At 63.7% G+C, this 20,686-nt stretch carries 23 protein-coding genes and 1 tRNA gene; 17 read left to right on the forward strand and 7 right to left on the reverse strand.

The features are described 5' to 3' along the window. Window positions 1-1,509: 1,509 nt before the first annotated feature. Window positions 1,510-2,112, reverse strand: coding sequence for a hypothetical protein (locus ACFC4D_RS34675; protein ID WP_376069566.1), 603 nt, complete (start codon window positions 2,110-2,112; stop codon window positions 1,510-1,512). Between the two features lie 308 nt (window positions 2,113-2,420). On the opposite strand from ACFC4D_RS34675, the gene ACFC4D_RS34680 reads away from it, so the two are divergent. Beyond that, a complete protein-coding gene (locus ACFC4D_RS34680; RefSeq protein WP_376069569.1) occupies window positions 2,421-2,978 on the forward strand; it encodes a hypothetical protein in 558 nt (185 codons plus the stop codon). A 274-nt stretch (window positions 2,979-3,252) separates the two neighbouring features. On the opposite strand, the gene ssb is transcribed toward ACFC4D_RS34680, so the two are convergent. After that, the gene (ssb, locus tag ACFC4D_RS34685) at window positions 3,253-3,663 is read right to left on the reverse strand and encodes a single-stranded DNA-binding protein (protein ID WP_376069572.1); all 411 of its coding nucleotides are present in this window, start codon (window positions 3,661-3,663) and stop codon (window positions 3,253-3,255) included. A gap of 335 nt (window positions 3,664-3,998) precedes the next feature. On the opposite strand from ssb, the gene ACFC4D_RS34690 reads away from it, so the two are divergent. Together ACFC4D_RS34690 and ACFC4D_RS34695 are read left to right on the forward strand one after the other, a co-directional pair. Further along, window positions 3,999-4,412, forward strand: coding sequence for a hypothetical protein (locus tag ACFC4D_RS34690; RefSeq protein WP_376069575.1), 414 nt, complete (start codon window positions 3,999-4,001; stop codon window positions 4,410-4,412). Window positions 4,413-4,874: 462 nt separating this feature from the next. Next, window positions 4,875-6,176, forward strand: a complete 1,302-nt coding sequence (locus ACFC4D_RS34695) for a hypothetical protein (protein ID WP_376069577.1) — start codon at window positions 4,875-4,877, stop codon at window positions 6,174-6,176. Here the strand turns inward: ACFC4D_RS34695 and ACFC4D_RS34700 are convergent. Beyond that, window positions 6,163-6,909, reverse strand: a complete 747-nt coding sequence (locus tag ACFC4D_RS34700) for a 2'-5' RNA ligase family protein (RefSeq protein WP_376069580.1) — start codon at window positions 6,907-6,909, stop codon at window positions 6,163-6,165. The genes ACFC4D_RS34695 and ACFC4D_RS34700 overlap by 14 nt on opposite strands. A 133-nt stretch (window positions 6,910-7,042) precedes the next feature. Here ACFC4D_RS34700 and ACFC4D_RS34705 point away from each other — a divergent pair, with 133 nt between their 5' ends. The 10 genes from ACFC4D_RS34705 (at window position 7,043) to xerC (ending at window position 13,715) form a co-directional block, all read left to right on the forward strand. Then, the gene (locus ACFC4D_RS34705; protein WP_376069583.1) at window positions 7,043-7,519 is read left to right on the forward strand and encodes a hypothetical protein; all 477 of its coding nucleotides are present in this window, start codon (window positions 7,043-7,045) and stop codon (window positions 7,517-7,519) included. Beyond that, complete coding sequence (locus ACFC4D_RS34710; RefSeq protein WP_376069586.1) at window positions 7,519-7,776, forward strand: hypothetical protein; 258 nt, start codon at window positions 7,519-7,521, stop codon at window positions 7,774-7,776. The genes ACFC4D_RS34705 and ACFC4D_RS34710 overlap by 1 nt, the downstream gene beginning before the upstream one ends. After that, complete coding sequence (locus ACFC4D_RS34715) at window positions 7,776-8,033, forward strand: hypothetical protein (RefSeq protein WP_376069589.1); 258 nt, start codon at window positions 7,776-7,778, stop codon at window positions 8,031-8,033. Before ACFC4D_RS34710 ends, ACFC4D_RS34715 begins: the two co-directional genes overlap by 1 nt. Beyond that, on the forward strand, window positions 8,033-8,266 hold the full coding sequence (locus ACFC4D_RS34720) for a hypothetical protein (RefSeq protein WP_376069592.1): 234 nt from the start codon (window positions 8,033-8,035) through the stop codon (window positions 8,264-8,266). The genes ACFC4D_RS34715 and ACFC4D_RS34720 overlap by 1 nt, the downstream gene beginning before the upstream one ends. Further along, complete coding sequence (locus ACFC4D_RS34725; protein WP_376069594.1) at window positions 8,266-8,553, forward strand: hypothetical protein; 288 nt, start codon at window positions 8,266-8,268, stop codon at window positions 8,551-8,553. The genes ACFC4D_RS34720 and ACFC4D_RS34725 overlap by 1 nt, the downstream gene beginning before the upstream one ends. A gap of 5 nt (window positions 8,554-8,558) precedes the next feature. Further along, on the forward strand, window positions 8,559-9,800 hold the full coding sequence (locus ACFC4D_RS34730) for an FtsK/SpoIIIE domain-containing protein (RefSeq protein ID WP_376069597.1): 1,242 nt from the start codon (window positions 8,559-8,561) through the stop codon (window positions 9,798-9,800). Beyond that, complete coding sequence (locus ACFC4D_RS34735) at window positions 9,797-9,985, forward strand: hypothetical protein (RefSeq protein ID WP_376069600.1); 189 nt, start codon at window positions 9,797-9,799, stop codon at window positions 9,983-9,985. Before ACFC4D_RS34730 ends, ACFC4D_RS34735 begins: the two co-directional genes overlap by 4 nt. Continuing rightward, a complete protein-coding gene (locus ACFC4D_RS34740; RefSeq protein ID WP_376069602.1) occupies window positions 9,982-10,296 on the forward strand; it encodes an RRQRL motif-containing zinc-binding protein in 315 nt (104 codons plus the stop codon). The genes ACFC4D_RS34735 and ACFC4D_RS34740 overlap by 4 nt, the downstream gene beginning before the upstream one ends. Then, window positions 10,293-12,038, forward strand: a complete 1,746-nt coding sequence (locus ACFC4D_RS34745) for a replication initiator (RefSeq protein WP_376069605.1) — start codon at window positions 10,293-10,295, stop codon at window positions 12,036-12,038. The genes ACFC4D_RS34740 and ACFC4D_RS34745 overlap by 4 nt, the downstream gene beginning before the upstream one ends. Window positions 12,039-12,416: 378 nt before the next feature. Next, a complete protein-coding gene (xerC, locus tag ACFC4D_RS34750) occupies window positions 12,417-13,715 on the forward strand; it encodes a tyrosine recombinase XerC (protein WP_376069608.1) in 1,299 nt (432 codons plus the stop codon). Window positions 13,716-13,744: 29 nt separating this feature from the next. On the opposite strand, the gene ACFC4D_RS34755 is transcribed toward xerC, so the two are convergent. Beyond that, window positions 13,745-13,817: transfer RNA gene (locus tag ACFC4D_RS34755), tRNA-Asn, on the reverse strand. Between the two features lie 174 nt (window positions 13,818-13,991). Here ACFC4D_RS34755 and ACFC4D_RS34760 point away from each other — a divergent pair. Beyond that, complete coding sequence (locus ACFC4D_RS34760) at window positions 13,992-14,237, forward strand: hypothetical protein (protein WP_364638469.1); 246 nt, start codon at window positions 13,992-13,994, stop codon at window positions 14,235-14,237. A 78-nt stretch (window positions 14,238-14,315) separates the two neighbouring features. On the opposite strand, the gene dnaG is transcribed toward ACFC4D_RS34760, so the two are convergent. After that, window positions 14,316-16,244 (reverse strand): DNA primase, encoded by a 1,929-nt coding sequence (dnaG, locus tag ACFC4D_RS34765; RefSeq protein ID WP_376069610.1) that lies wholly within the window; start codon window positions 16,242-16,244, stop codon window positions 14,316-14,318. A 94-nt stretch (window positions 16,245-16,338) separates the two neighbouring features. Here dnaG and ACFC4D_RS34770 point away from each other — a divergent pair, with 94 nt between their 5' ends. The 3 genes from ACFC4D_RS34770 (at window position 16,339) to ACFC4D_RS34780 (ending at window position 18,240) form a co-directional block, all read left to right on the forward strand. Then, on the forward strand, window positions 16,339-16,929 hold the full coding sequence (locus ACFC4D_RS34770) for an energy-coupling factor transporter transmembrane component T family protein (protein ID WP_376069612.1): 591 nt from the start codon (window positions 16,339-16,341) through the stop codon (window positions 16,927-16,929). A 70-nt stretch (window positions 16,930-16,999) separates the two neighbouring features. Then, window positions 17,000-17,569, forward strand: coding sequence for a biotin transporter BioY (locus ACFC4D_RS34775; protein WP_376069615.1), 570 nt, complete (start codon window positions 17,000-17,002; stop codon window positions 17,567-17,569). After that, window positions 17,566-18,240, forward strand: a complete 675-nt coding sequence (locus tag ACFC4D_RS34780) for an energy-coupling factor ABC transporter ATP-binding protein (protein WP_376069617.1) — start codon at window positions 17,566-17,568, stop codon at window positions 18,238-18,240. The genes ACFC4D_RS34775 and ACFC4D_RS34780 overlap by 4 nt, the downstream gene beginning before the upstream one ends. Before the next feature lies 1 nt (window position 18,241). On the opposite strand, the gene ACFC4D_RS34785 is transcribed toward ACFC4D_RS34780, so the two are convergent. Beyond that, window positions 18,242-19,330 carry a DUF4190 domain-containing protein gene (locus ACFC4D_RS34785; RefSeq protein ID WP_376069619.1) on the reverse strand — a complete coding sequence of 363 codons (1,089 nt, stop codon included), beginning with the start codon at window positions 19,328-19,330 and terminating at the stop codon, window positions 18,242-18,244. 91 nt (window positions 19,331-19,421) lie between these two features. Continuing rightward, window positions 19,422-20,684 (reverse strand): deoxyguanosinetriphosphate triphosphohydrolase, encoded by a 1,263-nt coding sequence (locus ACFC4D_RS34790; RefSeq protein ID WP_364638486.1) that lies wholly within the window; start codon window positions 20,682-20,684, stop codon window positions 19,422-19,424. Window positions 20,685-20,686 lie beyond the last annotated feature (2 nt).

Here is a 20,686-nt window from a genome sequence, read left to right on the forward strand (position 1 = left end):
CTTCGGTCAGATCTGACTCAATTCAAACGATGGTCGGCAATCTCGCTGTGCGAGTGGGGTTCTGCCGATAGCCTGTAGCCGCCTCGTCCTCCCGGGAGAGCGATGTCCGTCCGTGTGACGGCCGTTGCTTGCCCTGAAGGAAGGAGGTGATCGGATGGCAAAGCGCCATAACAAGAGACGGAAGACCCCGCACGCGATGAGAATCGCCGTGGAGGTCTCCGTCGGGTGTCCAGGTTGGCTGCCGGTACTACTGCTCTTGCTCTGCTGGCATTGATCTGAACCTCGGAGGGCGGCTCTGCCTGTTGCCGCAGGCATCCGCCCCTTCTTGTATCGAGATCCCGGGCGAGGGATTAGTCCCGTCCGCTGGACGGGCCTTAGGTTACTTGACGTTGAACAGCGTGAAGCCCTAATCGGGTTATATATCAACCTTCCGCCTTATGCCTTAACCATCTGGCTAAGACACCAACGCTGGTCTGCGACCTTATCGGAGACCATCCCGCTAACACATAGGCGCTGGTCCGAGACTTCGCGACTTCTCTTCCCCTCTTCCTCATATAGGCCGCCCTCGGCGGTTGCAGTGCGGGTCGAGGATGCCGAAGGCACCACGCAGCGACCACCCGGTGGGTGGTCCTAGACACGTGCTCCTGGAGCGAGATAATCGGGCCGTTGAGGAAGCGGGGGAACCCTTAGCAGGGCTAGGCGGAACCGGTTGCGGGCCTGAGTCTTAAATCTAAGTAATAGGCGAATTCGGCAGCTATTCGCGTTAGGTGGGTGCCGCGACCGGGTGCCGGATGGGCATCGGCCGCCGCGTCGGCGAGGTCGGTAAGTCCGACGCTGGGATGGGGCTGAGCGTCGGCAGAATCGGTGCCGAGTTGAAAGGCCAGGGCGGGAAGGTCATGCGGCGCTGGTGGATTCGCGGTTATGTTCGGAGCGATATCGAGGCGTTGTTTTGGACCGGTCAGAGCGGTCGGGCCTGGTGCTGACGGTCTGGGCATAGGGCTCGGCTGGCGTGGGCGGCCGCCGGATTCGCCTATTGCTTGGATCAATACAGCGGTACTGGGCGTCGTCGACGCTCCGGGCGGGGAGAGCCTGCGGAGCCCGCCCGCACGGTGGCGCAGTGCAGCGGCGGCGCACAGCACCACCCTTGATCATCATGCAGCGGCAATCTTGCACGTCACCGGCGGCACAGAGACCGGTCCCGACCAAGGTCACGAGGGAAATGGACGAGTATCGACTTTTGTGCGACTTAGTTGAGGATTTCGCCCCGTGCAACGAGAACAGGCCCCGACCGATGATTTCATTCATCGGTCGGGGCCTGTTTAGGCTCCCCCATCTGGACTCGAACCAGAAACCTGCCGAGGGTCAGTAAGGGTGCTACCTCAGACAACACGATCGGTCAACTTACAGCCGAAACCTGTTGCATACCAACGGATATTCAGATGTCGCCGGGATCTCGGACAACCCGACGCAACGGAGATGCGGTTGGGATTCGTGGACACTTGTTGGCACCTAGAGCAAGTCCCCAGGATGAATCACTCGACACACAGCGGAGTTCGACGGATCGTCCCATGCCTTCTTCACCGCGGCGAACAGCACATCGATCTGCACACCCGTCTGGGCACCCACCGACCGGCTCTTGCTCCAGTCCACAGACCGCCAAGTACCGTCTCGCTTTCTGGTGGACGCATTGGCCAAGGGCTGCAAATCCGCTTGGATGCGGTGTTCCAGCCCGAGACCAACGGCCTCACGCCCAAACTTCTGGATCAGGATTTCGGCCTCGGGAAGTTGCGGCCACGAGATCACGACAACACGATTCCAGATTTCGGGCGGGAACGTGTTGGCCAGATGATGACTCTCGCCGATCGCCAGATCTCGCAGTCGGCGCTCCGCTTCGTTGGTCTGGCCGACGTAGAGCAGACCCCACTCGAGCCACACGGCGTACAAGACAGAACCGGAGATCGCCGGTTCTCCGTTCTTTCCAGGCCCGGCGAGCGCCAGTGCGAGTGCGTGCGCAAACCGATAGCGGGTTTGCCGCCACGATTCCGCGGCCTCCCTGGTCGCGGTGATGTCCTTGAGCACATTCCGCCAAGCCGTGGCGGCTGAATCCTGCATGGTGTCAAACATACTGCTGGACTGATGATTTCAAACGTTGCACGTGGCTTCGAAGATGTCGAGGATCTTGAAAATAAGGTTTGCGCTCCTGCGGTGATCATGCTGAAGCGGCGTTTGTGCCGGGCGAATCGTCTCATTAGTTCGTGCTGCTTCCGAGCTCTTTGCAGCCGCCGACGGCCTGGTGACGGTCTGGGAGATGAAACAGGACCTCAGATAAGCGAGGGGATCCAGTTCGGGCCAATGTTGTTGCGCCCGTGGCAGTTAACAGATTCAATGCTGGCAGTGGTTCACATCATCTGGGGGGCAACATGGTCAGCCAGCTCATTGCGATCGGTGCGGTACTCGTCGGCGCGATGGCGACGTACTTCGCGACCTACCTGTTGACACGGCAGCGAAACCAGTACGAGCTCTCCACACGTTGGGATAGCAAGAAGCTCGACGCCTATGAGGCTTACATCGATCGTGTACGAGCGAATTGCTCGGCGGCGGCAACCCTGTACAACGCATACCGACGTGGAGCGCCCCAAGCGGGTTCTCTACCGGAGAGCGAGTTGCGAGACGCCGTGAATGAGGCCGCCCGCGTTCGGAGTCGCGCGTTCGAGAGGGTGGTGCTGCTTGGAAGTGGGGACGTAGTTGAAGCGGCTCATGCTCTGAATGTCGTCGTTGAAACGCTGATGTACCAGTCTCGAGGTGAGGTGGCAGGTGCACACCCAGAATGGCTGCAGCGCTTTAGGGACGTGTTTAAGGCGATCAACGTGTTCCATGAGGTTGCGCGGAAGGATCTTGGAGTACGTGGGTCCGTCAGCAGCGATGGTCGTCCTCAGCGGGAGCTCTTGATGCCGCCAGGGGAGCTCGAACAAGGTTGACATGCAGTTGCGGACTGTACTTCTCCCTGCTTCCTCATACTGGCCGTTCCCGCGGCCGGGCGGGCCTGTCAACCCCGAAGAGCGCAGCGTGGGTTGACTGGCTTGATCGGCTGTTTGGGACAATTGGCCGCTGAGGAAGCGTCCTGCGTTGGGTTCCTGCGTCTGGGTGTTCGGTTCCGATCTATCTAAGTAATAGGCGAATTCGGCAGTTGTTCGCGGTAGGTGGGTGCGGGGACCGGACCCGGTGGTGCCGGGCCCGGTCGTGCTGGGTGGTTCAGAAGGGGGGTTCGGTGCCGTTCTGGGTGGAGGCGGGGGTGCGCTGGAGTCGGGTGATCTTCACGTGCTGGCCTTTGAGCTCGGCGCTGATGGTGTCGGCGGTCAGTTCCAGTCCGGCGTTGGGCTTGCCCTCCTTGTCGAGGTAGGGGTTGGCCAGGAGCCGGTGTCCGGTGACCGTGACCAGATCGCCCTTGAAGAGGCAGTTTCCGGCTGTTTCGGCCAGGTCTTCCCAGCAGCTGACGCGGATGGCGGTCTTGTTCGCATCGACCCATTCGTTGCGGTCGCGGTCGAAGCGGCGGTCGTTGGTGATGACGGTGAAGTTGGTGACCATTTTGCCGCCCGTGGTCGCGCGGGGGACGGGGTCGGCGGCGAGGCGGCCGGTGATGCTGACGTGCAGGTTGCTGGACATGACGGTGGCCTCCTGGGGGTGGAGTCCGGAAGTGGCCGGGCTCTCGGTGGCTGGTGGGACGCCGGACACTGGGGCGGTGCCTGCGCGGTCCTGTCAAGGCTCGGCGCGGGTTCATCTCCCTGAAAAAGATTGTGCGGCAGCTCAATTGGGAGATGAATTCGTGGTGACCAGTGGCTTGGTCTTGGCGGGGGTGTGTGGGTGCTGCCATGGTGGCTTGCGCCCCGCCGGACATCGAGAGACCGGTTTCCGGGGTCCGCGCTCGGCTGGCCGCTGGCGTGGCTAGTGGCCTGAATGCCAGTGGCACTGGACGTTTCGATGGTGGCCGCGGTCCTCGCGTGAGCGTGGGTGGTGGAATGGGCGGCGGCTGCATCGTTGTCGGCGGCGGCCGCGGCTTCGATCGTGGCGCAGGGGGCGGTGCGGGCGAGACCGCGATCCGTGGCGGCCGTTGGGGAGATCAGGCAGGGACGGCCGGAAGGTGCCTCTTCACGGGTGATGTGGGCGTGGTGGCCGGGTGCTGGATGCTGGCTGGGCGCTGCCTCGATGAGGTGGGTAAGCCGGAGGCCGGACTGGGGCTGAGCGTCGGTGGCATCGGCGTCGAGCTCGAAGGTCGGGACGGGAAGGTCATGCGGCGCTGGGGCATTCGCGTCTTCGGCCGGAATGGTGGCGAGGCGTCGTTGTGGACCGGTCAGCGTGGCCGGGACCGGTGTCGCCGGGTCTGGGCATCGGGCCCGGCTGCCGTGGGCGGCTGACGAATTCGCCTATTACTTCGATCATTGCGGGGTGAGGGGGTGTGCCGCGACGCACCGACGCTCCGGCCGGACGGAGCCTGCGGAGTTCGGCCGTCGTGGGGCGCAGTGCGGCGCGGCGCGCGCCAGCGCGTCGCCTTGATCCTGTACGGCTAAATTCGGCAACCACCTGACCACACGTCGGGGCTGGAAGCCGGGGACCGCTGGAACATTCCCGTTCCAACGCAACAACTTCGGAACGCGATGGGGAGCGCAAAGCCGGGGACCGCTCGCGCTCATCCCATCTAGTCCCCAAATGCGGCAGCGCTCCAAACCAAGCGATGCCCTGCGGCACTTCCGCCGCCGAATTCATTACCGCCGCTAGTAGAATTCCCGAAAATGCGTCGAAAAACTTTGCGCAAGTTGGGTTTTCAGGTCGTACACTGAGATAGCGGGCTATCTATGGTGGGGATCAGGTGGTTACCCATGGCACGAGTTCCACAGGAAAACAAGAAGCTTACTGCGGTCATGCTGGAGGCTGGCGTTCTCGCCACCGGACTGGCAAAGCGCATGCAGGATCACAGCCGGACCGATGGCGGCCCGGAGCTATCCACCAGTCACACGCTTGTGAAGAAGTGGATGGACGGCATCGTCGGTCAGCCGAACGAGCGTTCCTGCCGCGTGATGCTGGCGGTTCTGGGGACAAAGCTCAATAGGGATCTGCGACCGGCTGATATCGGATATCCCGACATCGTTCTGAGCCAGGAACCAACTCAGGACGCACCGGAGGCATTCGAGAACCCGCTGGTGATCACACAGAGATTGCAGTGGTTGGGCCAAATTGACGTGGATGACCCGGTGCTGGATATCGTCGATTTCGCGGTTGCCGACATCATCGATCGATACGAAGTAGAGGGACCGAAACGGCTCGCTCCAGAGGTGATAGCTCTGCGATGCCGAATCGATGAACTGCTTCGCCAGCGCCAGCACCCGAGGCAAGTTACCCGGCTGTATCAGTTGGCTACCAAGCTATCCGGGATGCTCAGCTACATGGCGGTCAATCGCGGTCGATTCGTTCACGCCAGCATGTACGCAAAAGAAGCCTTTCATATCGCAACCTTGTTGGAAGATCCTCAGCTGCGTGCGTGGGTTCGTGGAACCGAGAGCTTCTGTGCGTACTACATGGGAAAGTACGACACAGCCGCGACGCTTGCCGAGGACGGACTGCGGTACGCCTCCGATGGCCCCCAGGCCATCCGCTTGCTGTCGAACGGCCTGGCGCGAGCCCGAGGAAAGATGGGCGACGCCAACGGGGTTCACTCGGCCATCAATCACGCAAACACGCTCGCTGAACGTCTTCCTACACCGACCGGACTGTCACCTGCGCTCACGTTTGAGCCGTACAGCCACGCCAGGCTCGCGGCCAATGCGGCAACCGCGTACCTATCCGCGGGCGACTACGACCGGACCCTCCAATACGGTCATCAGGTAGAAGCACTCGTAGACGAGTCCGATTCTGTCTGGAGTCGGTCGCTGGTTCGTCTGGACATCGCAACGGCGCTGCTGAAATCCGGTAGCCCAGACGTAGAGCAAGCGGTGCATCTGGGGTCCCAGGCATTGACCTTCTCAGAAGAGCGGCCCATACGGTCCGTCTGGCAACGCGCGCACGAGTTCGGTTCAGCCACAACGTCATTCGATGCGACCGGCGCGCACGAGTATCAGATCGTCCTCCGAGACTGGGCCGATCGGGTCCGCGAGTTCTCTGCGCCAGCGACTACTCGACGTTAGAGCCGAGTTCGAGCGCGGCTACATCGTGCCAGCGGTATGCGCTCGACTCACGACGCAGGCGGACAAGCTTTGCGGTATCGACACGGACGGTGACCGGGGAGATATCCCGGATCTGAGAAACCTTTGAAATCAAGGGTTCTGCACGTTGCCTGCGGTTGCTGTAACCGATACCGAGATGCGGGCGCAGATTCTGGGTTTCCGCGGTTTTCAGGTGCGGAAGAACCGACAGCGTCGCCGCTCGCACGGTTTCATGGATTGCCAGTATCTCGGACCATGGCGATACCGAGAAACGGATGGCACCGTGAGACCCCGCAAGCGGCCCTACCGTGAGTTCAAAGGGTTCGACCTTGCCGAGCCCCTTCTGCGCGCAATCGGCAATCGCTGAGATGTCGCCTTCGGCGATCTGATCGCGATTCCCAATTTTCAGCAGGGTGATGTGCAGTCCATCGATGGGGACAAAGTCCAGTTCGACTACGCCGAGTTCTCGCTGGCATCGTTCAGTCATCTGGGACAGCGCCTGGTCATCGAACGTCAGATACCAGAAATAGGTCTCCTGATCAGCTGACCACACGCTGCGAGTCCAGTGGTTTTCCATGTAATCGATGCCGCGAAATGCGTCCCAGTCGTTCTCCCGGATGGACTCATGGCTCGTAATCGATCCGGGCATTGAAGCAGGAAACGGCCCTGATTTGGCGGGGTCGTTCAGCGGCTCGGAGTCATGGCTGGTCTGCACCTCCAACACACTACGTGTGCCCCCCGTGAGTCATGTGCACCCTTCGTGTGCGCTGTTTCGCACTCTTCATTCCGAGTTTCCTGATGTGGCAAGACATTTCAGCTCAGGGACACCGAAGGAAGGAATCAGCGCAATGGGAATCAAGAAGGGGCATCGGTTTCCGGCGATGCACGATGCGGCGTTCGAGAAGGGCGTGCTGCTGCTCGATGGCATCGAGCCGGTCTACAAGTACAACGAGCGGCGGCGGGCGTACACCACGGAGCAGGACCGGGACGAGGTCACCGGGCTGTTGATGTGGAAGGCCCGGTTGATGGACCTGGACGCGGACGTCAAGGACAAGCAGGCGGGCGTCAATCTCATCTTCCTGGCCGAGGTCCGGCCGATTCCGGTCGGGCGCGAGTGGCGACCGGGTGTGTGGGAGATCGAGCTGGAGGGCCTGACCGTCGAGGCACGGGCCAGTGTTGCAGGTGATTTCGCGACCATGTCGTACACGTATCGGGCGACCGGGATCAAGGGTGACACGTCCGGGGCCAAGCAGCCGCCGGTTGATGCTCCGGCCACGCGTCCGGTTCGTTCGGACAAGTCCGCGGCGGATAAGGCGGTGGCCTGATGCCCTCGCATGTGAACGTTCCGTCCGAGCACGGAGAGCTGCGAGCGATCAAGTACGAAGCGGCTTACGTGCTGAACTACGGGCCCGAAAACCGTAGCGCGCTTGAGATTCCGGCCTATGTGTCCTTTCGGGTCGGTGATGCGCGGGTGGCGTTGACCGTCACCGATGCGCAGGACTTGCTGGAGGCGCTGCCGAGCGTGCTGGCTCAGCACGACTATTCGGAATTCGTGACCGTTGATCCGAAGGCGGTGGCGTGATGTCGGCCTCGGTTTACGCCCTGGCCCGTGAAGACCGGCTGACCGGCGTGCGCTATATCGCCGGGCATCACTACTTCTACGGCTCCAATGATCGGCACGGCATCGAGGTTCCGCCTTCGGTGTCGGTCGACTTCCTGAAGGGTTCGCTGGTTCTGGATATCGCCGACGCCCGGGACCTGTTGGAGGAGCTCGCGGTGGTCCTGGTGGAACATGCTGTGGCGCTGAAGGATTCGCACGGCCCGAAGGCGGTGGCGTGATGAGCGAACGCGTGTGGATGCAGGTGTCGTCGAGTTGCCATCAGGGCCTCGATGATCAGCGCATCGAGATCTACTACAGCACCGCGGTGGACATGGTCCTGATCACCGTCGGTACCGGGGAGATGTACATCCCGGTCGCGATGGCTGCGGCCATGGTCGGGGACTTCGTGAGCGCGGTCGAGGCGGCGCTGCGTGCCCAGGTGTCCGCTCCGGCGGACGGGCAGGTGGCGTGATGAGCCTCAAGAGCTATCACACCTGGGTCGCGGTGCTGACCGGTGTCGCAATGATCTGGGTGGTTCCGGCAGCACTGTTGATGGCGTTCGGCCACCGCCCAGAGGTTCCGATGGTCGATCCGGTGGTGTCATCGACGACGGCGTGCGTGATGTTCTGTGCGCCTTCGCAATCGGCCGCCGCGACTCCCAGCACTGCTGCGCCGGTGTGCAAGTTCCTGTGCGATGAGCCGCCGTTGCCGACTCCGGGTGAGTTGTGCCGGTTGTTCTGCGAGTTGGGACAGGGGTGATCGAGATGCTGTTCACGGTTGGGGTGCTCCTGGTGGGCACCCTGTCCGCGCTCTGGGCCTATCGACGCGCGGCCCGGGGTGTGCCGTTCACGCGAATGATGGCACAGGCTCCGGATGAATTGGTCACGGCGGTAACGCGTTTGGCGGGCAACGGCCAGCGCAACCGGATGCTCGCGACCCTCAAGCTCGGGTCGGTCGAGGCGGGGTTCCCGCGGCTGGAGTGGTGGGACTACACCGATTTCGGTCTGATCGCGGAATTCACGGTGCTGGGCGGGCAGTCCACGAAGACGTGGACCGATGCGGAAACCCTCGATGCAATGGCGCATTACCTGGGGGTTCCCAAGGTCACGGTGACCTCGCCGGGGCCCTCGCGGATCTGCTTGGAGATGAGGGCATTCGATGTCCTCGCCACGGCGGCAAAGGTGCCGCAGGTGGTCGCCGACGATGTCGATCTCGAAGCAGTACCCACCGGGATATTCGAAGACGGCAGCACCTGGTGCGTGCCGATCCAGGGAAGTCACGTGCTGCTGGCCGGGCGCACCGGGTCGGGCAAGTCCGGGGTGCTGTGGTCGCTGATCAACGGTATGGGTCCGGCGATCCGATCCGGGCGGGTCGATCTGCGGGTGATCGACCCGAAGGCTATGGAACTGTCGTTCCTGGAACCGCTGTGCACCCAGTTCCAATGCACCGAACCCGAAGACATGGTCGCGTTGCTCGAAGGCACCGTTCGCGATATGCGCGAGGCCACGCACCGCTATCGGGGCAAGGTCCGCAAACCCGTGCCGACCCCGGAGAATCCGCTCACCGTGGTCATCATCGATGAGGCGGCCACCCTGAGTGCGTTCTCTGATCCCGAACTGCGGCGCAGATTCGAACGCGCTCACGGCATGCTGCTCTCGCAAGGGCGGGCCCCGTTGTTCTCGATCATCGAAACGGTGATCGATCCCTCGAAAGACACCGTGCCGCAACGGCAGCTGTTCCCGTACCGGATCGGTTTGGGCATGGACGAGTCGGGTCAGGTGGACATGATCCACGGGCGCGGTGCCCGCGAGCGGGGCTCGCACTGCGATGAGATCCCGACTACCACGCAAGGGGTCTGCTACGTGCAGGAGGACGGCAAGGCCGGATTCCGACGGGCTCGTGCCTTCCACGTCCAGGACGCCGATGTGGACCGCATTGTGGCCGAGTACGCGCCACTGCCGCGTCCGATCAACCTGGCGGACTTCGGAGAGGACACCGCGGCATGAATGGGCATGTACAGCTACGGCTGGTCGGTCACCTCGGCGATATCACGATAGTTCTTGCAGAACTGCTGGCGTCCAAAGCCTTTCGCATCGTGGTGAACGAGCGTCCGTATCCGAGTCGGCATATTCCGGCGGTCCGGGTGTACGTCGAATTGACCCTTCCAACGGGGAAGGTGGACCGGCCATGATTCCCGAATATCCGTGGAGGTGCGCACCGCGGCACCTGAGGACTCGGCGGCAACTCGCGGCTGACGGATTACGCCCGAACGGTCAGGACATCGCCGGGCGAATCCGGTACCGGCGCTGGGGTCGACAGCAATTCACCTACCTGTATGACGTGGAATTGGCTGCGCCGAAACGGGTTCCGTCTCCAGCACAGTTGGCGGCACTGCGCAAGGCCACACGCGAGCACCAGTTACGGGCGGCGGAACGGCACGGCATCGACCGCTCGGCCTTCGACCCCGATCGGGCTGGACGTGTGGATGGAGTCGCGGCATGAGCATCACTGCCGTTGTCGAGGGCGGTCTTCCCGGAGATGATTCGGCGGAGACCGCCCCCGGTCCCTCGCTTACCCATGAGACTGCGGCTCAGCGGCGGGCCCGCCCATCATTCCTGGAGATCGCGGAAGCGGCGGCCGACAACTTCGGGGTATGCCGCCGGCCGATTCCGATGCGCGTCTACGACCCGCGCACCGGAATGGCTGAATACGTTGGCGCACCGTGCAAGGCGACCTTCGACAGCATCTGTCCCTCATGTGCGGCGCGGGCCCGCTCGCTGCGGATTCAGCAATGCCGTGACGGATGGCATCTCGATGAAGAACCCAGCACCGCCACCAACGAGATCACCACCGAACAAATCGATCTGTTGGAGACGCGGGCCCGCATGGTCCAGGACTACCAGCACGCCAAACGCGATGGCGATACCGAACGCATCGAGGCGATTCGGGCCAGTGTCCGCGGGCTCGATGAACAGTTGCGTGAGACCGGAATCCGGCGCGGCATCCCGCCCTTGGATCCGGTATCGAAGAAGCGGCGTACCCGGTCGACGCGTCGTCGGCAGGATGCGCCGGATCTTCCGCGGCGGCGAGTCGATCAGCGCACCATCGGCCGTGAATACGCGGGCGCGTTCCGGCCGTCGATGATGGTCACCTTCACCATGCCGTCCTACGGCAGAGTGCACCGCGGTGGCGCAGTGGATCGCAAGGGCCGCTCCTGCGGGGACGGCTCGCCGGTCGATCCGAAGTCCTACGACTATGCACGGGCAGCGCGGGACGTGGTCCATTTCGCTGCGCTGGTGGATCGGCTCATGCAGAACCTGCGCCGGGTGGTCGGCTGGAACGTGCAGTACTACGCGGTCGTGGAACCCCAGCGTCGCGGAGCCCCGCACGTGCATGTGCTGATCCGCGGCACTATCCCGCGTGAGGTGATCAAACAGGTGGCTGCGGCGACCTATCACCAGGTGTGGTGGCCGCACCACGATGAAGAGGTCTACGGCGCCGGGCGGATGCCGGTGTGGGATGCGAGCCGAAACACGTTCGTAGACCCCGATACCGGGGATCGGTTGCCGTCCTGGGATGAGGCGCTGGACATCCTGGACACGGTCGACGATCTCGAACCCGCACATGTTGTGCGCCTCGGTGCGCAGTTCGATCGACAGGACATCCGCGGAGTGCTCGGCGGCACCGAGGAAGCCGGACGCCATATCAGCTACGTCACCAAATACCTGACCAAGGCCATATCGGAGATTCTCGAAGCACCGAATCAACGCACCGCCGACCACTACAACCGGCTTCACGACGAACTGCAACGCACCCCGTGCTGCGAGCAATGCCCGGTCTGGCTGCGCTACGGCATCGTTCCTCAAGGCGTCACGGGCAAGACCATTCCCGGTCGTTGTCGGCGCAAAGCACACCGCCGGGACATGCTCGGGCTACCCGGTCGTCGGGTGCTGAACTCTCGGCAGTGGAGCGGGAAAACCCTGCCAGACTACAAGATTGACCGCGCCGAATTCGTCCGGCAACTCCTGGCCAAGGTCGGCATCGTCAAACCCGACACGACCCACCTGAAGATCACGCCCGTCGAGCCGGGTGACACCTCGGTGCCTCCCCGTGAGCACCTGATCATGGCGGCCGTCACCAAGCGTTCGGCTTGGCGGATCGAGTATCAAGACGCGTTAGCGAACCTGGGACCGCCTGGTGCACAACATGTTTCGTCAACCCCCGAAGTCTCGTGGAAGGAATGAAGATGCAGTTGAGTCGAACGGATACGGCGTCCGCCTCGCCCAATGTGGTCAGGTGGGTCGATACCAATGCAGCGGCGCGGATTGTGTGTTGCCACCCGGAGGTCTTGCGGCGGTGGCATCGTACGGGTACGGCACCGTTTCACCTGCCGAGCCCGAAACGGCGTGGGCGCAAGTACCTATGGAATGTCGAGGCGCTGTTGAATGCGATGGAGGAGATCGACAGCGACGACCGGCCAGCACGTCATGGCTAAGTCCGGTCGTCCTAGACAGCCCCTCGGTGTGCCGGGTGCGGTGCGGCTGATTGAGGTTCGCCCTGGTCACTGGTTGGCAGACACCTGGGTTCGTGACCGTAGTGGGCGACTGCGACGGGTTCGGCGGATGTCCCCACCGCGGTTCGACAGCATCGGTCGAAGGATTCCGGATAAGGACGGCGGCCGCGCGGATGCCGCGGTGCGGGCTGCTGCTGGGGCGCTGATTCCTGATATCGGCAGCGAGGTGACGGCTACAACGACGGTGGCGCAGTTGTGGGTGCTGTATCGGGTGCATCTGGTGAGGAAAGGCCGTGCTGACAACACCCTGCGGCTATACGACCGCTGGGCGGGGATGTTGGTGCAGGAGTATGGCTTTCGACGAATCGTGTCCGAAGAGTTCACGACGGCTACCGCGGAAGCGTTTCTGGACTGGGTTGCGGAGAACCATGGTCGCGGTTCCATGCTCAACGCACGATCGATGATGTCCGGCATGTTCCGGTTCGCAGTGCGCAAATGTCCGGCAGTTCTCGTGAATCCGGTTCGGGAAGCCGAGATTCCAGAGAATGTATCCCCCAAGGGGCGTACCGGTGGTGCCGCAAGTATCGAGGCAGAGGATCTGCGATTCATCCTGGCGTCGGTGTACTGGTCCACGGTGCCGTGTCCGCGCAAGCTGACCCATGCGGAGCAGAAGCGTGGAATCCGTTCGTACACACCGCCGACGGTCGCTGAGTACTGCGAGGACGCTGATCTGGCGGATTTGATTGCGATCATGGCGGCCAGTGGGCAGCGGCCGAGCCAGGTGCTCGGGCTGGCATGGCCCTTCTTCGATCGAAGGAAGAAGACCATTCGAACGGTCGGCAAAGTGATTCGGGTGACGGGCAAGGGTCTCGTGCGGGTGGTGAAGGACAACGATCCGAAGAACCCTCAAGGCACGATCGCTCTTCCGGATTTCGCAGTCGACATCTTGATACGTCGGTGGGATCGGATGCAGGAACGTAAGCGTGAAAACCCGCCGCCGGACGACTATCCGGTGAACCTGATCTTCCCCTCATTCGACTGGACATTGCGCGACCCAGTGAACGTCAATCATCAATGGCAGCGGGTACGCGAAGCACTCGGACTTCCGGACGCGCTGAGTCCGTACGCATTCCGTAAATTCATGGCGCTGCTGCTCGATGACGCCGGATTGTCGGCGCGGGTCACCGCTGATGTGTTGCAGCACGCTGACCCTGCGATGACCCAGCGCAAGTACATGGCCCGCGGTCGTGTCCATCATGATGCGGCGGCGCTGCTTCATAACGCCGTCGTCGGCGGGCTGGTGGATTTGGACGACCAAGGTCATCCCGAGAATGGACGTACCCCGAGTTTATGGACACTTAATGGACAATTTCGGGGTTCGGGAACGACTTCGGCCCCTGACCGGTGATTTCTCACGCTGGTCAGGGGCCGAATAGGCTCCCCCATCTGGACTCGAACCAGAAACCTGCCGATTAACAGTCGGCTGCTCTGCCAATTGAGCTATAGGGGATTGTGTCCCGGTTGCCCTCTCGGGCGACCGGAGAAAACTTTAGCGTATGGGTTGTTCAGTTCCCAAATCGTGGCTCTACCTGGGGACATGCGGGTGGAGGGGCGGCGTCGACAGGGGGCGGGGCTTCGGGCAGGATGTACACGCGGACAGGGCCAACGGGAGGAGCTTCTCGACATGCTGCGGTTGATCATCGGCGTCGCGGCCGGGTATGTGCTGGGCGCGAAGGCCGGGCGAGCCCGGTATGAGCAGATCAGTAAGACTACCCGCGCCATCAGTGAGAGTCCGGTCACACGGAAATTGGTGCAGGCTTCGCGGCAGCGGCTGTCGGACAAGTTGAGTACGCAGCCGAAGCTGGAGCCCATGGAGCCGCTGGATGAGCGCACCACGATTCTGGTGCCGCACGACCAGTTGCGGCGGTAGCTTTACCGCAAGACCACGAAACACCCGAAGTTGGCGGATCTCAGCCAGTTTCGGGTGTTTCGGCGTGTAACCGGGGGGTTAGCGACCGCCGAAGTCGTCGGAATTGCCCATGGCCTGGGTGAGCAGGCTCTTGCGGTACTGCTCCAGCGCGACCAGGTCACCGAACAGGGCGAAGTACGCCTCGGACTGTTCGGTGGAGGAGATGCGCTGCAACTTGGACTTCAGTTCGGCGATCTGACGACCGACCCACGCCTCCTGAACGCGCGCCAGCACGCCGGTGACCAGACGGGGGATATCGGCCTCGGATTTCACCGGTAGCTGCTCTGCGGCCAATTCGGACACCAAAGCGCGCATGGTGAGATCGTCGGTGTTGTCGGCGACGGCGGCCACCCACTCCGCGCCGCCCAAACCCGCTGCGGTACCGCCCGCTTCGACGATCGCGGCGCGGGTCGCCACATAGGCGGCGTGCGTGAAGGCTTCGGGTTCAAGGGAATCGAAGACCGGGCCCGCGAAGGCGGGGTACTGCAATGCCGCCGTCAACGCCTGTCGCTGCGGAGCCAGGACCGGATCGCGCGGGTTGGGGCGCGCCGCCGGTTGATCGGTAACCGGTTGCGCCGCTTCACGTTCGGGCACACCGGTGCGGCGGGTGCCGCCCGCCGCGGCGCCGCGGGCGCTCTTGCGAGCCTCGTCACCCACCCGGCGGACGACCATCTGGATGTCATCCCAGCCGACCCAGCCCGCCAGCTTGGTGGCGTACGCCTTGCGCAGCGCGTTGTCCTTGATCTGCGCGACCACGGGCACACCGCGGCGCAGCGCGTCGACCTGCCCCTCGGGCGTATCGAGATTGTGCTCGGCGAGCAGACCGCGAATCACGAACTCGTACAGCGGAACTCGGCGCGCCACCAGGTCGCGGACCGAACCGTCGCCGCTGCGCTGGCGCAGTTCGCACGGATCCAGGCCGTCGGGAGCCACGGCGATATAGGTCTGCCCGGCCAGCTTCTGATCGCCGGAGAACGCCTTCAAAGCAGCGGCCTGACCGGCGGCATCACCGTCGAACGTGTAGATGATCTCGCCGCGCCAGAAATTGTCGTCCATCAGCAGCCTGCGCAGCATGGCGAGATGTTCGTCACCGAACGCCGTACCGCAGGACGCCACAGCGGTTTTCACGCCGGACAGATGCATGGCCATCACATCGGTGTAGCCCTCGACCACCACCGCCTGATGCCCCTTGGCGATCTCGCGCTTGGCCAGATCCAGCCCGAACAACACCTGAGACTTCTTGTACAGCACCGTTTCCGGGGTGTTGATGTACTTGGCGGTCATGGTGTCGTCATCGAACAGGCGGCGCGCGCCGAAACCGATCACATCGCCGCTGAGATTGCGGATCGGCCACAGCAGACGGCGGTTGAAACGGTCCATGGGGCCGCGCTGACCCTGCTTGGACAGACCCGCCGCCTCCAGCTCCTTGAACTCGAATCCCTTGCGCAGCAGATGCTTTGTGAGGGTGTCCCAGCCGCCGGGCGCGTAGCCGCAGCCGAACTGCGCGGCGGCATTCGCGTCGAAATTGCGGTCGGTGAGGTATTTGCGGGCCGTCTCCGCCTCGGGCTCACCGAGTTTGGCCGCGTAGAACTCGTGCGCGGCGACGTTCGCGGCAACGAGCCGGGTGCGGGTGCCGCGATCGCGCTGCACCGAGGTGCCGCCACCCTCGTAATTGATCTTGTAGCCCAGCTTGTCGGCGACCTGTTCGACCGCTTCCACGAAACCGATGTGCTCGATCTTCTGAAGGAAGGCGAAAACGTCACCGCCCTCACCACAGCCGAAGCAATGGAAATGACCGTGATTGGGCCGCACATGGAACGATGGCGACCTCTCATCGTGGAAGGGGCACAGCCCCTTCATGGAGTCAGCACCGGCACGCTTGAGCGCCACGTACTCGCCGACCACATCCTCGATCCGAGCGCGTTCACGAATCGCCGCGATATCGCGGTCTGGAAGTCGGCCTGCCACGCAGCGAGTCTAGCTCGCCCGGCTCCCCTGAACTCGGTCGCACGGCCCGGGAGCCATTGACCGCACCGGGGGCGACGTCTGCCAGGATCTACCGGTGCTCAGCCTCTATCACGACTCTTCGACCCCGGTACACAGCGTGCCCGCCGGGGCGAAGCTCGTGGTACTCGCTGTGGCCGGAACCGCGCTCTTCTTCGTGCCGTCGATCATGTGGCTGGCGATCGCGCTCGCGGTTGTGCTGGCGCTGTACGCGATTGCCCGCATCCCCTGGCCCGCGACCGCCCGCCAGGTGCTGAGCCTCGCGCCATTCCTGGCCCTGATCATGCTCGCACAGCTGCTGTTCACCGGTTGGCAGAGCGCGGTCCTGGTCGGCGAACGCGTACTCACCCTGGTCCTGCTCGCCAATCTCGTGACGCTCACCACGCGCACCTCGGCCATGATCGACACCATCGAAAAGGCACTGCGCCCACTGCGTCCCCTCGGTGTGCGACCGGATCGCGTCGGCCTGCTGATCGCGATGACCATCCGATTCATCCCGGTCATTTGCGAACAAGCCGAGCTGGTGCGCGCCGCGCAACGGGCCCGCGGCATCGAACGCAGCACCGTATTCCTCATCCCCCTGCTGATTCGCACCCTGCGCATGGCCGATCAGGTCGGCGAGGCCTTGGACGCGCGCGGCCTCGACTGACGAGTTGCCGGAAGTGTGCGCATCAGACGTGGCCCACCACCCCGGACCCCGGTCCGCATAGGATGCCCCGGTGCGTAGTAGGGATTTGGCGCAGGTAGCGCTGTTCGCGGCAATCATGGTGGTACTCGGGTTCTTCCCCCTGATCCAGTTGCCGGGTGCTTTCGCACCCTTCACCTCGCAAACCCTCGGCGTGATTCTGGCGGGCGCGATCCTCGGCGCGAAGCGCGGCTTCCTGGCGATCCTGCTCTTCGACGCACTGGTGTTCATCGGCCTGCCGGTGCTGTCCGGCGGCCGCGGCGGCCTCTCGGTGATCATGGGACCGACCGGTGGCTTCGTCATCGCCTATCCGATCGGCGCACTGGTGATCGGCCTGCTCACCGAACGCCTGTGGCGGCACTACAACCTGCCGATCGCCTTGGCGATCAACTTCTTCGGCGGCGCGGTCGTGCTCTACGCCATCGGCGTGCCGTGGATGGCGGTGGCCGCGCATCTGCCGCTGCACAAGGCGATCGTCACCTCGGTCGCGTTCCTGCCGGGCGATGTGGTGAAAACCGTGATCGGCTCATTGGCCGCTCTCGCGGTGCGCCAGGCCTATCCGATGATTCCGGATCCTTCGAAGAAGAGTGCGGCCCGCGCGTGATCGAACTCGACGCCGTCTCGCACAGCTTCGGTGACCGCGAGGTGCTGGCACGCCTGGATCTGACCCTCACCGAACGCCGAATCGCGGTGATCGGCTCCAATGGCTCGGGCAAATCCACCTTCGCGCGCCTGCTGAACGGTCTCCAGGTCCCCAGCCAGGGCCAAGTGCGAGTGGACGGCCTCGACACCCGCAAACAGGGCCGGGCCGTGCGCCGCCGCGTCGGATTCGTCTTCCAGGATCCGGACGTGCAGATCGTCATGCCGACCGTCGCCGAGGATCTGGCCTTCGGCCTCAAACACCACGGTCTCGCCAAAGCCGATATCGCCGAACGGGTTTCGGAGGTCCTGGCCGAATACGGCCTCACCGAATTCCGTGATCATCCCGCGCACCTGCTCAGCGGCGGGCAGAAGCAATTGCTGGCCATCGCCGCGGTGCTGTCGATCCGCCCCGAGCATGTGATCTTCGACGAACCCACGACCCTGCTGGACCTGCGCAATAAACGCCGCATCACCCGGCTGCTGCGCGAACTCCCGCAGCGGATCGTGGTCATCTCACACGATCTGGACCTGCTCACCGACTTCGACCGGGTGCTGGTCTTCGACGCGGGCCGCCTGCTCGCAGACGGCCCGCCAGCCGAAACCATTCCGTTCTATCTGAACCACTGCGGCTGAATCAGCGCGGCAGTTTGCTGTTCAGCTTGGTCTCATCGTCCTGGATGGCGATGCACTGCACCGACGGATCGGTATTCCACTCCGACTGGCTGTGCGGCCGGTAGTAGAGGTAGCTCAGGCCGGAAACCTTGGAGTCGATCCGGTCGAACACCTCGGCGCATTTGGTCTCGGCGTAATCCTTGGACTGCTGATCACCCTGGAAGCTGGGCAGATTGAAGTTCAGGAACACCTCACCGTCATGCGCGCTGGTGCAGGAGGTGACGGTCGCACCGCTGATCGACACCTTGCGATGCACACCGTTGACGCAATCGCCGTCCTTGAGATTGCGCAGCAGCGTGTACCCGGCACCGGACGTGGACGGCGCCGTGGTGGTCGGCAGCGCGGGCACCGAGAACGACGGCATCGCCGGCATCGAGAACGACGGCGGCGGCGAGATCGAGTCGACGCTGTCCTTCGTATCCGCGACACCCACCGCGAACACGATGACGCCGACCAGCGCCCACACGCCCGTCAAAATCAAGCCGGTGATCGCCAATCCCTTGCCCTGCTGATTGCGATCCTTGATCTGGCTCAGCGAGATCACGCCGAACGGCACCGAGAGCAGGCACATGCCGAGCAGACCGGTGATCAGCGCCGCGATGGCGAAACCATTGGTGCCCTGCGGCGGACCCGCCGGACCCTGCGGCGGATACGGCTGGGGGTACTGCTGAGGCGGGAACTGCTGATAGCCACCCGAACCGCCGTAGGGGTCCGCCGGGAACCCACCGGCGGGCGCATACCCCGGCTGTTCCGGGTAGCCACCGGGCGCGGTGTAACCCGGCTGCTCGGGGTATCCGCCGGGCGCGGTGTACCCCGGCTGGCCCGGATAGGGCTGCTGCGCACCGTAAGCCGGATCCGACTGATTCGGCCACTGCGGCTGACCCCAGGCCGCCTGCTGATCCTGGGCCGGAGCGCCCGGATACGGCGGCTGCTGCGATGACCACGCCACCACCGTCGGATCCGGGGCGGACGGCTGTGCGGGCTGCTCGCCCCCGGCCTGCTTGTCCAGCCCGACGGGCTTATCCGGCGAATTCGGGTGATTCGGATCCACGATCCCCCCTCCGCGGACTCGTTGCGGCCCGCTCTAGCGAATTTTCCCGCTCACCGTAGCGGTTTCCGATTCGGTCCGCGAAACCTATATATCAGGGGATTACCGCGGCGACCCGCTCCAAGCGGCTTTCGGTGTACGAGGCGATCTGATCGACGATCACCCGAACCCGAGCGGAGTCATCGTTCGCATCCTCCCACCAGGGCAGCAGCAGCCGGTCCAGGCCACGCGGGGCGATATCGAGCAGATGATGCGCCACCATCAGGATCCGTTCGCGCTGCCCCGCCTGGCGGACCTGATGGATCGGATCGGACAGCACATAGCGCAGCGCCATGGTCTTGAGCACCGCGACCTCGGCCGCCACGATCCGCGGCACCTCCAGATCCGCTGTGTACCTGCACAATTGGCGACCGCCCCAGGCGGCGCGGGTGGCCTCGACGGCGGCGGTGGCGAAACGGCCGACCAGATCGCTGGTGAGGCTTTTCAGCGCCACCGACGACGCCAGCGAACCGTCATAGGAGGCCGCGGCGGTGACCACCGGAAGTTCGGACAGGCGCTGCGCGGCCGCCACCAGATCATCCACACTGGGCGATTTCTTCTGGCGCGCACCGAGTTCCGCGAGCGCGGCCTGTTCCACCGGATCCGCCAGCGCGCGCAGATCGATGCGGCCGACGATGATGCCGTCCTCCACATCGTGCACCGAATAGGCGACGTCATCGGCCCAGTCCATGACCTGCGATTCCAGGCACTGCCTGCGATCGGGCGCGCCCTTGCGGACCCAGGCCAGGCGATCCATATCCACGTCGTACGCGCCGAATTTGGAGCCGGGACCTGTTCTGCCCCAAGGGTATTTGATGACCGCGTCCAAAGCCGCACGGGTCGGGTTCAACCCGTAGCTCTGCCCCTGCTCATCGATGACCTTGGGTTCGAGCCGGGTGAGAATGCGCAGGTTCTGCGCATTGCCCTCGAATCCCCCGTGCGCGTCGGCGAATTGGTCCAGGGCCTTCTCGCCATTGTGCCCGTACGGCGGATGCCCGATATCGTGCGCCAGCCCCGCCAGATCCACCAGATCCGGATCACAGCCCAGACCGTCGGCGATGCTGCGGCCGATCTGCGCGACCTCCAGCGAATGGGTGAGCCGGGTGCGCGGGGTATCGCCATCGCGCGGACCCATGACCTGCGTCTTGTCCGCGAGTCTGCGCAATGCCGCAGAATGCAGCACCCGCGCTCGATCGCGTGCGAACTCGCTGCGCCGCGCCGGGGCGGGCGACCAGCTCAATCCGGCGGTTCTATCGGTCTCCGGGACCAGGCGCTCCCGATCGTGCTCGCTGTACACCCGGTCGTAGTCGATGCGCATAT

The organism is Nocardia sp. NPDC056000 (assembly GCF_042269265.1).
Lineage (GTDB): Bacteria > Actinomycetota > Actinomycetes > Mycobacteriales > Mycobacteriaceae > Nocardia.

Coding starts and splice junctions, on each gene's coding strand:
- ACFC4D_RS34675 (WP_376069566.1), bottom strand. CDS start 2,112: ATGCAGGATTCAGCCGCCACGGCTTGGCGGAATGTGCTCAAGGACATC.
- xerC (WP_376069608.1), top strand. CDS start 12,417: ATGTCCCCACCGCGGTTCGACAGCATCGGTCGAAGGATTCCGGATAAG.
- ACFC4D_RS34695 (WP_376069577.1), top strand. CDS start 4,875: ATGGCACGAGTTCCACAGGAAAACAAGAAGCTTACTGCGGTCATGCTG.
- ACFC4D_RS34715 (WP_376069589.1), top strand. CDS start 7,776: ATGTCGGCCTCGGTTTACGCCCTGGCCCGTGAAGACCGGCTGACCGGC.
- ACFC4D_RS34745 (WP_376069605.1), top strand. CDS start 10,293: ATGAGCATCACTGCCGTTGTCGAGGGCGGTCTTCCCGGAGATGATTCG.
- ACFC4D_RS34680 (WP_376069569.1), top strand. CDS start 2,421: ATGGTCAGCCAGCTCATTGCGATCGGTGCGGTACTCGTCGGCGCGATG.
- ACFC4D_RS34725 (WP_376069594.1), top strand. CDS start 8,266: ATGAGCCTCAAGAGCTATCACACCTGGGTCGCGGTGCTGACCGGTGTC.
- ACFC4D_RS34735 (WP_376069600.1), top strand. CDS start 9,797: ATGAATGGGCATGTACAGCTACGGCTGGTCGGTCACCTCGGCGATATC.
- ACFC4D_RS34705 (WP_376069583.1), top strand. CDS start 7,043: ATGGGAATCAAGAAGGGGCATCGGTTTCCGGCGATGCACGATGCGGCG.
- ACFC4D_RS34790 (WP_364638486.1), bottom strand. CDS start 20,684: ATGCGCATCGACTACGACCGGGTGTACAGCGAGCACGATCGGGAGCGC.
- ACFC4D_RS34730 (WP_376069597.1), top strand. CDS start 8,559: ATGCTGTTCACGGTTGGGGTGCTCCTGGTGGGCACCCTGTCCGCGCTC.
- ACFC4D_RS34740 (WP_376069602.1), top strand. CDS start 9,982: ATGATTCCCGAATATCCGTGGAGGTGCGCACCGCGGCACCTGAGGACT.
- ACFC4D_RS34720 (WP_376069592.1), top strand. CDS start 8,033: ATGAGCGAACGCGTGTGGATGCAGGTGTCGTCGAGTTGCCATCAGGGC.
- ssb (WP_376069572.1), bottom strand. CDS start 3,663: ATGTCCAGCAACCTGCACGTCAGCATCACCGGCCGCCTCGCCGCCGAC.
- ACFC4D_RS34710 (WP_376069586.1), top strand. CDS start 7,519: ATGCCCTCGCATGTGAACGTTCCGTCCGAGCACGGAGAGCTGCGAGCG.
- ACFC4D_RS34760 (WP_364638469.1), top strand. CDS start 13,992: ATGCTGCGGTTGATCATCGGCGTCGCGGCCGGGTATGTGCTGGGCGCG.